We start from the raw sequence: 12,473 nt of genomic DNA, 5'->3' as shown, positions 1-12,473 counted from the left end.
ATAATGCAGTCCATCCCTCGATATCTGCATTATAACTTGAAAACCCATTGAAGCCGTTTTCATTGTGATATCATCATTTTACGATGTAAGAAATAGAGGGGGTTCAAATATGAATGCGGTTACAATTGTCATAGGCTCCATTTGTATATTAATGATTGCCTACCGTTTATACGGGACATTCATAGCACTCAAAGTATTAAAACTCGATGATTCCAAGCCGACTCCGGCCCATAAATTAGAAGATGGAAAAGATTATGTTCCAACAAATAAATGGGTGGCATTCGGCCACCATTTTGCAGCCATTGCAGCGGCCGGTCCTTTGGTGGGTCCGATCCTTGCTGCACAATTCGGCTATTTGCCAAGTTTATTATGGCTTTTAATCGGGGCTGTAATCGGGGGAGCCGTCCATGATGCCGTCGTGCTTTTCGCGTCGATGCGGAAAGACGGCAAATCCCTTTCGGAAGTTGCGAAAGAAGAACTTGGACCTGTAGCAGGCTTCTGTACAGGACTCGCGATGCTTTTTATCATTACGATCACGATGGCAGGACTTTCAATGGTCGTTCTGCATGCTTTGGAAAATAATCCATGGGGGACGTTTGCAGTCGGGATTACCATTCCCATCGCCATGGGTGTTGGGCTTTACCATAAAAAAACCGGCAATCTGAAAGGTGCGACCATCGTCGGGTTTACGCTTATCATGGCCGCTATTTTACTTGGTCCGAACATTCAAGGAACGGCACTTGGTGACTTATTGACACTTGAGGCGAGCACACTTGCCATCATCTTGCCGATCTATGCTTTCTTCGCTGCCGCATTGCCTGTTTGGCTGCTGCTGGCACCTCGTGATTACTTGAGTACATTTATGAAAATCGGTGTTTTTGCCGCATTGATTATCGGCGTTTTCGTGGTGAATCCAGAAATCCAGTTTCCTGCGTTTACCGAATTCATTAATGGCGGGGGCCCGATTGTAGCCGGACCCGTTTGGCCATTCATTTCAATAACGATCGCCTGTGGGGCGATTTCAGGATTCCATGCATTTGTCGGCTCGGGCACAACTCCAAAAATGTTAAACCGTTGGAGTGATATCAAATCCGTCGGTTTCGGAGCGATGCTTGTGGAATGTGTCGTTGCCATCATGGCATTGATTGCTGCGGTTTCGCTGCAGCCAGGGGATTATTTTGCGATTAACTCTTCACCTGAAGTATTTCAAACATTGGGTATGGAAACCGTGCACCTTAACGAACTTAGTGAAGAAATCGGCATTAACCTGGAAGGACGGACAGGCGGTGCAGTGACCCTTGCTGTCGGAATGACCTATATTTTTACTGAAATTCCCTTCTTTGACAAACTGGCTTCGTTTTTCTTCCAATTCGTCATCATGTTCGAGGCGGTGTTCATATTAACCGCAATCGATTCAGGGACACGTGTTGCCCGTTACTTAATCCAGGACTTCTTCGGGGAGTTCTATAAACCATTAAAAAGGGTAGACTGGCTGCCGGGTAACATCTTCGCCAGCGCGTTAGCCTGCTTTATATGGGGATACCTGCTTTACTCTGGGGACATTAGTTCGATCTGGGCACTCTTTGGCGTATCCAACCAGCTCATGGCCTCGATTGGACTCATCATCGGTGCGACCGTCGTATTGAAAATTGCAGACAAACGCTGGTATATGTGGACATGCCTCGTACCCCTTGCCTACTTATATGTAACGGTTAATGTAGCAGGGTACTGGATGGTCAGAAACGTTTACCTGAACCCGGACTCTGCAGGATTCAGCATCTTGAACGGAATATTATCGATCACCATGTTAATCCTGGGCTTAATCATCCTGGTTGCCGCCTTGAAAAAATGGCGGGAGCTTTGGAAAATCCCTCAAGCAGAACTACTGAAAAGATCAGCATGAGCATAAAAAATCCGGGCGGAAGCTGCCCGGATTTTTGTTCGCTGCGAATGTTAAAAAATGCCCTTAATTCCGTTTTCCTTAAAATTAGACACAAAAACCTGAAAAAGGAAAGTATCAATAACCCCAACTTTGTTAATGATAGCAAATGAGGAGGTGTGATAAGATGGCAAAAGATGTTCTATGTGAAGTAAATAATTGTAAATATTGGGATTCTGGAAACAAATGCAGTGCTGATGCTATTTATGTTGTAAGCCATAAAGGGAATCAAGCATCAAATAGCAAAGAAACGGATTGCAAAACATTTGATCCAGAAATTTAAATCATCGGGGGTAACCATCAACTGGTTACCCTTCTTTCTTTTTATTATTGATAATAAAAATCATTTTCATTCAGAATTCTAGAAATTCATTTTATTTTTCTTCCTGAAAAGGAAATTTTGGCGATATATACGAACGTTTGAGCGATAAATTTGCAAGTTTGAGCGATAAATTCAAGAGTTTGATCGATATATACGTGAGTCTAGGCGAAATCATGTGAGATCGGGCGATAGTTCGCACATTACTCGTGAATTTAGCTGTTTTACTCGTGAGATTGAGCGCTTTACTCGTGAATTTAGCTGTTTTACTCGTGAGATTGAGCGCTTTACTCGTGAATTCGCACATTACTCGAGAGATTGAACACATTACTCGTGAATTTAGCTGTTTTACTCGTGAGATTGAGCGCTTTACTCGTGAATTTAGCTGTATTACTCGTGAGATTGAGCAATTTACTCGTGAATTCGCACATTACTCGAGAGATTGAGCGCTTTACTCGTGAATTTAGCTGTTTTACTCGTGAGATTGAGCAATTTACTCGTGAATTCGCACATTACTCGTGAGTTTGAGCACTTTACTCGTGAGATTGAGCATTTTACTCGTGAATTCGCACATTACTCATGAATTTGAGCACTTACTTTTGAAATGGTGAGCCCATCACCGATTGGAATTAGCATGGATTCCAGTTGAGGGTGATTGGCCACAGTTTCATTGAATGCCTTCATGAATGCAGTGTGACGTTCAGGTTCAGCATCCGGATCTGCGACACTGCCCCTCGCAAGTACGTTATCCATGACGATTAGAGCATCCGGTTCTGCCAGCTTAATGCAATATTGCAGGTAATTTTCATAATTGTCCTTGTCTGCATCTATAAAGAAAAAATCAAATTTCTTGTTATCACGAACGAGTTTTTCAAGGCTTTGCAGAGCTGCTCCGGTCATATATGATACTTGATCGCCGAAGCCCGCTTTTGATAGATTGCCATAAGCTAACTTTGCGTACTCCTCCTTTAATTCAAGGGAGGTTAATTTTCCTTCGTTGCCGAATCCCCTGGCAAGGCAAATCCCGCTGTAGCCCCCAAGTGCCCCTATTTCCAAAACATTTTTAGCTCCTGAAATGGATATAAGCATTGTAAGAAGTTTCCCAGATGAGGGGGATACCGATATGGACGGCATTCCGTTTTCTTGTATGGACGTAATGACTTCTTCCAAAAGGGCATCTTTGGTATAAAACACTGAATCGATATAACTGTTAATTTGTTTCATTCATTTCCATTCCTTTCTCACCATTATTGGAAGTTTCCTTTTCTTCACTTTTCTTATCGGCTGATTCATTTTCTTGTATTTCAAATAATTGAATGAATTCGTTGATTAACATATCAATGGCTTTTAATTCACCGACTAAGATTTGATTAATGGATTGAAACTCTGGTTTATCTAACTGTTCCTTAATGGTTGAACGTTTAACATTCATCATTTCTAAAAAAGCAATGGCCCTTCCGCGGCGAAATGTTTTTGGGCCACGATGGTGTGAACCATGGTCTTTTCCTTTGTGATGGCCTTCTTTTTTGAGTTTTTCATTTCTCATGTTAAAACCTCTTTCCGTGTATACATATGTATACGCTTCTTTCTTGTGTTAAATGTATACATATGTATACAAAATGTCAACTGATAATAGAATAGAAAAATCAAATACCGTTTATAAAAAGTTTGTCTAAATTGTGAATTCGTTATTTAGAGAGGCAAAAAAGTACTTACATCCAAAGAATTTTTTTTGTTATAGTAACAAATAGACCGGTTGGTATAGTGGGGGTGTGCTACGGAAATGGATACAAAATCGTTGATAATCGAAAAAGCAACGATTCTTTTCCAGCAAAAAGGATATAAAGGTGTTGGACTAAGCGAAATCTTAAAGGTATGTAATGTTACGAAAGGTTCGCTTTATCACCATTTTCCTAATGGAAAAGAGGAATTATTAATCGCTTGCCTTCATTCCTTGAATGAAGTAATTACGACGGATATCGTGGATATTTTTGAACGGTATCCGACAACGTTAGAAGCGACAAATTACATGATTGAAAAGTTAATCGTCAATTTAGAAAGTGAAGGGACGATTACGGGTTACACATTTAGCAGCATGGTAAGTGAAATGGCCACATTAAGTGATCCTGTACGAAAGGCTTGCGCCGAACTTTATGTGAAAATTCAAGGGATTTATTTTAATAAGCTTATGGAAGATGGATTTTCAAAAGAGTTGGCTTCCAATATTGCATTGATGATGACAGCCTCTATCGAAGGGGCAATGATGCTTTGTTTGGCCGAAACATCGGCAAAGCCGCTAAAAGTAATTTCGCAATTGTTACCCAATATATTGAAGGAGTTTTAACAAGTGGATAATAAAAATATTAAAACAGGACCGATAATGGGAGCTCTTTTGGTAGCAGGCTTTGTTGGGCTATTTAGTGAAACCGCATTGAACATCGCCTTAGGTGAATTGAGCCATATTTTTGGCGTGGATGCGACGACGATACAGTGGCTTGCAACAGGCTACTTTTTAACGCTTGGTATATTAGTGCCAGTAACAGGAATTTTAATGCAAAAATTCACAACACGCCAAATGTTCATGGCGTCTTTATTTTTTTCGATCATCGGAACGGTCATCGCTGCAGTAGCACCGGTTTTTAGCATGTTATTGACGGCGCGTGTCATTCAGGCAGCTGGACTGGCGATCATTTTGCCATTGACGCAAAATGTCATTTTCACGATTTTCCCACCGAATAAACGCGGCGGGGCAATGGGTGTGATGGGCTTAGTCATCTTGGCGGGTCCAGCATTCGGTCCTACATTGGCAGGAATGATTTTAGATACGTTATCATGGCCTTGGATATTCTGGTTTACGATTCCATTCTTGTTATTCTCGCTTATCTTCGGCTATATCTATATTCCGAATGTCAATGAAACTCGACAAGTATCAATCGATATCTTGTCAGTTGTATTATCGACGATTGGCTTTGGTGGAGTTGTATACGGTGTAAGTGTAGGCGGGGATCATGGTTGGACGAGCATGACGGTAATTGGCACGATCATTGTTGGATTGATCGCCCTAATCCTCTTTGCAATCCGTCAAACGAAGATGGAAAACCCGATGTTAAATTTAAAAGCATTCAAATACCCACTATTTGTGCTAGGTCTTGCGATGAACATGATTACATTCCTCAACATGTTATCGATGCTGGTTGTGTTACCTATGTATATGCAAATGGCGTTATTGGTTTCTGCGTTCGCCACTGGGCTGATCATGCTGCCAGGCAGTCTATTAAACTGCATTTTTGCTCCGATCATCGGCAAGCTGTTCGATAAATATGGACCTCGTGCCGTAATTACACCAGGAACGATTCTGGTTGTCATTGGCTACGGGCTATATGCAATGTATGGAACAGACACAGCACTATGGATCATGGTTGTTACGCATATCGTGATGATGCTTGGCATTGGCATGGTACTCGCTTCAGTACAAACGAATACATTGAATGCATTGCCAAAACAATTCTATCCGGATGGCATCGCTATTACGCAAACATCACAGCAAGTATCAGGGGCAATTGGGATAGCGGTCATGGTTTCGCTATTCTCTGCGAAGCAAAATGGCTACTTGACTGATGTGGCAAATGATTTACCGGCAGCCGCTGCCTCAGGTTCATCACTTGTATTTAAAATTAGTTTGATTTTCGCCATCGTGAATGTGGTGCTTTCATTGTTCATGAAAAAGCCGAAGTAAAAAAGATAAAAAAAACAGATCACCATTCTAGCAGGTGATCTGTTTTCATTTTTGAACTTTACTAAGTAAGTCCAAAAGCTGTTGTTTTTCCATCTCATTCAAGTTGGCAAACTGTGAAGCCTGAAAATGCTCTTGTTTTGGAACAACTTCATGAAAAAATTCTTTTCCTTCCTCAGTCAATGAAAGGTATTTTGTTTTCCATTCCTGTTCCCGTTTAATCAATCCCAACTCTTCCATTTTCCTTAATAGTTGAGTGATATTGCCTTTTGTCACAAAAAGCTTGTTTGCCAGTTCTTGCTGAGACAATCGTTCATGGGAACCCACTTGGACCAAGATATCGAATTGGGCTGCCGATAGATTCCATTTCTTTAAATGTTGATTGGACTCCCGGATACTCTGGTTATATATTCGTGTTATTCGGAACCATAACATTAAACCTAGTCGTTCCTCATTATTAGATGAGGAGGGATTCGCTGTGTTTTCTTTCATGAATGTCACCCCATTCTTTCTTCGTCACAATCAGTTTATGAATAAACCAATATGGTGTCAAATGCAAAAACTTCCATCTTTGAATTAAAGAAACCAGTATTATCTATTGATACTGGTTTCTTTGATTCCTTTATTATGTGGTCGTTAGTTTAGCAAAGATGATAAAAAACAGTGTTAATTCGCCTATTATCACAATATTCGGTACCACGACAAACAAATTAAAAATAAAAAAGACTGCTAAAATCCCTAAAAATAGTCCTAAATGATATATTTGCAACCGCTGGTGCTTATGTCTATATTGATGGAAAACAAAAGTGGCCGACATGAAATAGAGCAATACAGAACCGAAAACAAAATATAGGATAAATGAATAATGGACCTCATGTAAAAACAATAATCTGATGGCTGCTGCAATCATGCTTATAGACATTAAAATAAACAGATGACCGTAAATGATGATTTGGCCGGAAGATTGTACAGACTTGTCGACTTTTTTCTCCATGTTATCGAAATATTGCCACCACATGGCTATTATCAGGGCAAATGAAATGATGGAAAAGGCTATCGAATCCCAATTTCCTTGTTTAGGTTGAATGACCGCAAGAGTGCTTACAAGAGCTTCCCCAAAGAGAATGATGGTAAATAGACCAAAGCGCTCCAACAAGTGGGCCGTATTTGTAGGAACCTTTTCTAAGCACTTTCTTCCAAGGATTGGGATAATGATATCGATTAGGATGCCCAAATACAGCACTGCATATCGAAGCCAGGAATCAAAAAGGACGGAGAATAATGAAATGGCGATTCCAATCCAAAAATACCTTCCCAAAAAGAGTGCTGCCTTTTTTCGAACTCCCTCTTCTATCCGCTGTACAACAAGATATTGGATGGCGGTCACGGCTCTTAAGCCAATATAACCAATTAAAAAAGAAAGATAATAAGGATCAAAATCAACAGATAAGCTTGATGTCATAATGAGGACAAAAAACATTTGCAGTATCAAAAATAGCCGTTGATGAAAAACATCCTTTCCAAACCGGTTAATAAATATGGTTTGCCCTACCCAAGCCCACCAGATAGGAATAAAAATCAACACGAACTTTAATAAATATTCTGGATGGATATATCCATCTTCAACATGCAGTAAAACATGAGTGGCGCCCGCAACGGCCGCCACAAATAACAAATCATAAAAGAGCTCTAGCCATGTAACTTTCTTTTCATCCATTTCCGCACTCCTCCCAATCGCCTTATAGTTTATAGTATGTTGTAAATATTCAGAAAATGGAAGGGGGACTTTGGTGCATGCAATTTAGAATTCATGATCCATTTTAGGAAGTTCTTTTTACCCAGCTATTATGTTTTTCCATATTTAGTGATTAGGAATAACGTCACTTTTTTGATATTGGTAGATTATGGTACTATAGGAGATGATTTCAAACAGGGAGGGAAGTAGATGACCAGAACCATCGGCCTTATTTGCGGCAGTTTACGGGAAAATTCTTATAATCGAATCATTGCTCAATCATTGCCAGATATGGTTGATTCTTATCAATTTCGCTGGATCGAAATTAATGATCTTCCGTTGTTTAATGAAGACTTGGAAATAAGTGGCATTCCAGAAACAGTGACGTCATTTAAATCCGCCATTCAGGACGTTGACGGGATCATTATCGTGAGCCCAGAGTACAATTCTGGAATACCAGGCGTATTAAAAAATGCATTGGACTGGGCATCAAGACCTCGGGAGTCCGCTGTTCTTACCAAAAAACCAGTTGGCCTGATCGGAGCTACTCCTGGGGGAATGGGCACTGCATTTGCTCAAATGCAAATCAGGCAAATACTGGAGGCCATGCAAGTTCATGTTCTTCCATTTCAAAAAATGCTGATATCGCAAGTACATAAAAAGATTGATTCTGATCGGAAAGTGCTTACTGATGAACAAACAAAACGTTATCTTGAGCGTTATTTACAACAATTCATTCATTGGATCGATCACACTCCAGTTCTAGATTAATTAGCCATAATCAATGAATCTTATTATATATATGATTGACAGGCTATAAGTTTATAAATAAACTTATAAATAACAGTCAGTTAAGTTATAAACTGATTGCAACCAACGAAGGGGTTGGGGGAATTTCCCTACATATGAACTTTCTTCGATAGCTTTAATAAAAGGAGGACTTTAAAAATGTCTGATCTCTATTCTCGTATTTCCAAAGATGATGCTGCCGTTCTACTAGTGGATCATCAAACCGGTCTTATTTCAGGGCTAGTGCGTGATTATGGTGTTGATGAATTCAAGAACAATGTTATGGCTCTTGCCAACACGGCAAAGTTTTTTGATTTGCCAGTCATTTTAACAACGAGCTTTGAAAACGGACCAAACGGACCGCTCATGCAAGAATTGGAAGAACTCTTTCCGCACGCACCCAAAATAGCTCGGCCTGGACAAATTAACGCATGGGATAATGAAGATTTTGTTAAAGCAATCGAAGAAACTGGAAAAAAACAACTAATCATTGCGGGCGTGGTTACGGATGTCTGCGTTGCTTTCCCGGCACTTTCCGCTTTGAACGCTGGTTATGAAGTATTCGCTGTCACAGATGCTTCTGGAACAGTCAGCAAACAGGTAGCTGATGCGGCTTTAGCGCGGATGGCCCATGGCGGTGTGCAGCTTATGAACTGGTTTAGCGTAGCGTGCGAATTACAACGTGATTGGCGCAACGATGTCGAAGGTTTTGGTGCTTTACTTTCCAGCCAGCTTCCTGGTTATCAAAATATAATCGGAAGCTATAGGGGAGCTCAGCGCGATTTCAGCAAGATATAAAGATAACGCACTGATTGAATGAAGGAGGGGACACTTGTCCCCTCTCAGACTGTAGGCAAACTTGATGAAAATCGGGTTTGCCTACAGTTTTTTTATGATTAGTAGAATTTGTCCTCTCCAGGCACTTGCTTTCCGCGGGGTCCGGGAGCCTTCTCGGCGCTCTTTGCGTCTGCGGGGTCTCCCCTGGACGCGCTTTTCTAAGCAGGAGTCTCGAACACCCGCTCCAATCAACTTTGTTTTAAAGTTTAGATGGAACTGAACTATGATTTTAGGACAAGATTCCTTAATGGGTTTTTTGACTGTTTTATGAAACCCTCATTGGATTGAAGAAATTTGCGACACTCCTGCCGAAAAACTGGCTAGCCGAGACCCCACAGACGCCTGCGTCGAGGAGGCTTGGCAGACAGTCGGCGGAAAGGGAGCGGATTTCTGAAATCAAGCCAGACCTTTTTTTGAGTGTTTGTAAAATATGAACGTTGTTTTCCCTTTCATTTTGATTTGGTGAAGAATGCCTATTCCGAATTCCATCTCCAAAGTTTAGCCCCTTTAAAACGGCTCATCATTCCAAACCCTCAGCTTCACCCCGCCCCCAGACTTCTATATCATGCATTCCAATATGCCTCAAATTGTACATAATAGCCTCTTCTAAATATTTTCCTTATTGTAAATCGCTTACGAAACAAATAATGTCTTAAGAAAAGTTGCGGTATTGTGCACAAATGTTTAAAGAGTATATTATTGTGCAGTACCTATGACAACATTCGGACTTAGAAACGCTACATTTTTAATAAGAAGTGAGATATCGTAGAAGCAGGGAGAGGGATTGAGAATGTTTTTAGATGAAAGAAGCGCCAATTTACTAAAACTATTACAGCATTCGCCCATTTCAAAAATGAAAGAGCTTGAAGCCCAAACAGGTCTGACGAGAAGGCAAATCCAATATGGTCTGAGCAAAGCGAATGACTGGCTCCAATTTCATGGATATCAACCGATTCAATATAATCGTGAAATGGGCTACTCCTTTTCTGAAACGATCAGGGATGAAGAATTGAATGTAAAACTGACAAAACGCAATTATATATTTTCAGAGACAGATAGGGAAAAAGTTTTTTACCTCATGATCCTGTTAAGCCCAGAAGAATTGTCCGTCTATCATTTCCAGACGATCACCGGGCTTTCACGTAATACGGTGTTGAAGGATTTAAAAAGACTTAAAGAGAAAAACAGGGACATATCGCTCAAGATCCAGTATTCCAAACAAGATGGCTATGTGGTGATTGGGGAAACCCGAGTAAAGAGATATATCATTGAGCGTCTCGTGCATGATGTACTGAACAGTCCCAATAGTGAATTGATCATGGAGTGCATATGGGGAAATCATGAAAAGCAAATCAGCTCGATCCGGTTACAGCTTGAAAGGATCGAACGTAAATTAGGCATCACCTTTACGGATGAACGGCTTCATGAACTGAGCTATTTATTTCTATGTACTGATCAGCTCATAGGAAAAGGGGAAGAGTTACAGGCAGACCAGAGCTGGGCGCCGTTTGTTGCGACGGAAGAATACAAAATGGTTGAGGAAATGACCAGAACGAATGCCTTTCAATCAGTATGGAGCGAAACGGAAAACTTATACGCCACCTTACATTTACTGAGCATGAATCGAACGAAGGATATTTCGCCTCTTAAGGATGATGAAGCCATTCAACACCTTTTGCAGGAAATCGTGGCAGAGTTCGAGAGGCTGGCATTTGTTCACCTGAAAGACAAAGAACAGCTATGCCAACAATTATACGTTCATTTTAAACCGGCATATCATCGCCTGCGGTATGGTCTCCCGCAAATGAACCCGATGACGGGACGGGTGCAGAAGGTCTATCCTGAATTGCATCATTTGACAAAAAAATCCCTGTGGGTGTTGGAGAAAGAAATTGGCTGTCCGGTATCAGAAGAGGAAGTCGCATACTTCACGGTCTATTTTGGCGGATGGCTGCGCAGGCAAGGGACGACATTGGATGATCGAAAACGGGCAATTGTCGTATGCCCGAATGGCATTGGCATCAGCAATATCCTCATTTATACATTGAGGGAATTATTTCCGGATATATTGTTCCTGGACGTTCTGTCCGTAAGAAATGCGGCTGAATACCCACTGTCGTACGATCTTGTTTTTTCAACGGTGCATATGAGAACAAAAGCGGCATTATTCGTTGTACCGCCCATTTTGGAAATGCAGGACAAACATACATTGCGCCAGCAGGTCATGCAGGAATTGTATGGATATACGACGGAAAGTGTGGATGTTGCTGCTTTATTAAAGATCATTTCCAAGTATGCAACCATCCATGAACAGGATCAGCTTGAAAAGGCTTTGAAGTCGAATGTGTATACCCATACACCAAAAATAACCCAATTTTCTTTAAAGGAGGCAGAGAAGCCTGTGTTAGAAGAACTCCTCAATATGCAAACGATTCAATTACAGCCGCATGTTTCCGATTGGAAAGAAGGCATTCAAGTCGCGGCCAAGCCTCTCGTGGACTTAGGAACTGTAGAGGAACGATATGTGGATGCCATGATCGAGGCGATAGAAACGAATGGACCATATGTAGTGATTACGCCTGGAGTGGCGATTCCCCATGCACGTCCGGAGCAGGGGGTCAGGTCTTTATCCATGAGTTTGCTGAAGTTGGATGAAGCCGTGGACTTTGCGCCGGATAAACCGGTACGCCTGATTATCATTTTGGCGGCAGTGGATAACGATTCGCATCTGCGGGCATTGATCCAGCTCACTCAATTATTGAATGAACCAGCTAATATAGAAGAAATATTAAGCACTTCAGATAAATCGGTCCTTATGGAGTACGTTCATAAATATTCGAAGGAGGAAGCGGAATGAAAATCATGGTAGTATGCGGGAACGGATTGGGAAGCAGCTTCATCATGGAGATGAATGTGAAGAAAGCATTGACGGAAATGGGTAAGACGGCCGAGGTGGATCATACGGATCTGGCATCCGCAAAAACGGTTCAGGCGGATATTTTCCTGGGAGCGGCGGATATTGTCGGTCAGTTGGATGATGGAACCCGGACGATCGTCACATTGGAGAACATGATGAGCATCCCTGAAATCAAATCTAAATTGGAAATGCATGTAGGATAAA

12 protein-coding genes are annotated in these 12,473 nt (G+C 41.3%); 8 read left to right on the top strand and 4 right to left on the bottom strand.

The window, feature by feature from the left end; translation table 11 throughout:
- Positions 1 to 109: 109 nt before the first annotated feature.
- Complete coding sequence (cstA, locus tag MKY17_RS23040) at positions 110 to 1,903, top strand: carbon starvation protein CstA (RefSeq protein WP_098373452.1); 1,794 nt, start codon at positions 110 to 112, stop codon at positions 1,901 to 1,903.
- 163 nt (positions 1,904 to 2,066) lie between these two features.
- Complete coding sequence (locus MKY17_RS23035; protein WP_065310844.1) at positions 2,067 to 2,222, top strand: DUF1540 domain-containing protein; 156 nt, start codon at positions 2,067 to 2,069, stop codon at positions 2,220 to 2,222.
- Positions 2,223 to 2,831: 609 nt separating this feature from the next.
- Here MKY17_RS23035 and MKY17_RS23030 read toward each other — a convergent pair.
- On the bottom strand, positions 2,832 to 3,482 hold the full coding sequence (locus MKY17_RS23030; protein ID WP_098373453.1) for an O-methyltransferase: 651 nt from the start codon (positions 3,480 to 3,482) through the stop codon (positions 2,832 to 2,834).
- Positions 3,469 to 3,804, bottom strand: coding sequence for a hypothetical protein (locus MKY17_RS23025; protein ID WP_098373454.1), 336 nt, complete (start codon positions 3,802 to 3,804; stop codon positions 3,469 to 3,471). The genes MKY17_RS23030 and MKY17_RS23025 overlap by 14 nt, the downstream gene beginning before the upstream one ends.
- Before the next feature lie 237 nt (positions 3,805 to 4,041).
- Here MKY17_RS23025 and MKY17_RS23020 point away from each other — a divergent pair, with 237 nt between their 5' ends.
- The gene (locus MKY17_RS23020) at positions 4,042 to 4,602 is read left to right on the top strand and encodes a TetR/AcrR family transcriptional regulator (RefSeq protein WP_098373455.1); all 561 of its coding nucleotides are present in this window, start codon (positions 4,042 to 4,044) and stop codon (positions 4,600 to 4,602) included.
- A 36-nt stretch (positions 4,603 to 4,638) separates the two neighbouring features.
- Positions 4,639 to 5,994: a DHA2 family efflux MFS transporter permease subunit gene (locus tag MKY17_RS23015; RefSeq protein ID WP_098373462.1), complete on the top strand. Its 1,356-nt coding sequence runs from the start codon at positions 4,639 to 4,641 to the stop codon at positions 5,992 to 5,994.
- 45 nt (positions 5,995 to 6,039) lie between these two features.
- Here the strand turns inward: MKY17_RS23015 and MKY17_RS23010 are convergent, their stop codons facing one another.
- Entirely contained in the window at positions 6,040 to 6,483 is a 444-nt protein-coding gene (locus MKY17_RS23010; RefSeq protein ID WP_339200820.1) for a MarR family transcriptional regulator, read from the bottom strand.
- A gap of 133 nt (positions 6,484 to 6,616) precedes the next feature.
- Positions 6,617 to 7,708, bottom strand: coding sequence for a low temperature requirement protein A (locus tag MKY17_RS23005; RefSeq protein WP_098373457.1), 1,092 nt, complete (start codon positions 7,706 to 7,708; stop codon positions 6,617 to 6,619).
- 228 nt (positions 7,709 to 7,936) lie between these two features.
- Between MKY17_RS23005 and MKY17_RS23000 the strand changes: the two genes are divergently transcribed.
- From MKY17_RS23000 to MKY17_RS22985, 4 genes are all read left to right on the top strand, one after another.
- Positions 7,937 to 8,497, top strand: coding sequence for an NADPH-dependent FMN reductase (locus tag MKY17_RS23000; RefSeq protein ID WP_098373458.1), 561 nt, complete (start codon positions 7,937 to 7,939; stop codon positions 8,495 to 8,497).
- A gap of 177 nt (positions 8,498 to 8,674) precedes the next feature.
- Positions 8,675 to 9,313 carry an isochorismate family cysteine hydrolase YcaC gene (gene ycaC, locus MKY17_RS22995; RefSeq protein WP_076372250.1) on the top strand — a complete coding sequence of 213 codons (639 nt, stop codon included), beginning with the start codon at positions 8,675 to 8,677 and terminating at the stop codon, positions 9,311 to 9,313.
- Between the two features lie 829 nt (positions 9,314 to 10,142).
- The gene (locus tag MKY17_RS22990) at positions 10,143 to 12,209 is read left to right on the top strand and encodes a BglG family transcription antiterminator (protein ID WP_144528845.1); all 2,067 of its coding nucleotides are present in this window, start codon (positions 10,143 to 10,145) and stop codon (positions 12,207 to 12,209) included.
- Entirely contained in the window at positions 12,206 to 12,472 is a 267-nt protein-coding gene (locus MKY17_RS22985; RefSeq protein WP_048883162.1) for a PTS sugar transporter subunit IIB, read from the top strand. Before MKY17_RS22990 ends, MKY17_RS22985 begins: the two co-directional genes overlap by 4 nt.
- Position 12,473: the final 1 nt, after the last annotated feature.

This window comes from Peribacillus sp. FSL P2-0133 (assembly GCF_037975445.1).
Lineage (GTDB): Bacteria > Bacillota > Bacilli > Bacillales > DSM-1321 > Peribacillus > Peribacillus simplex_E.
Note: the sequence above shows the minus strand (reverse complement) of the source record. Positions and strands in the feature narration are given on the sequence as shown.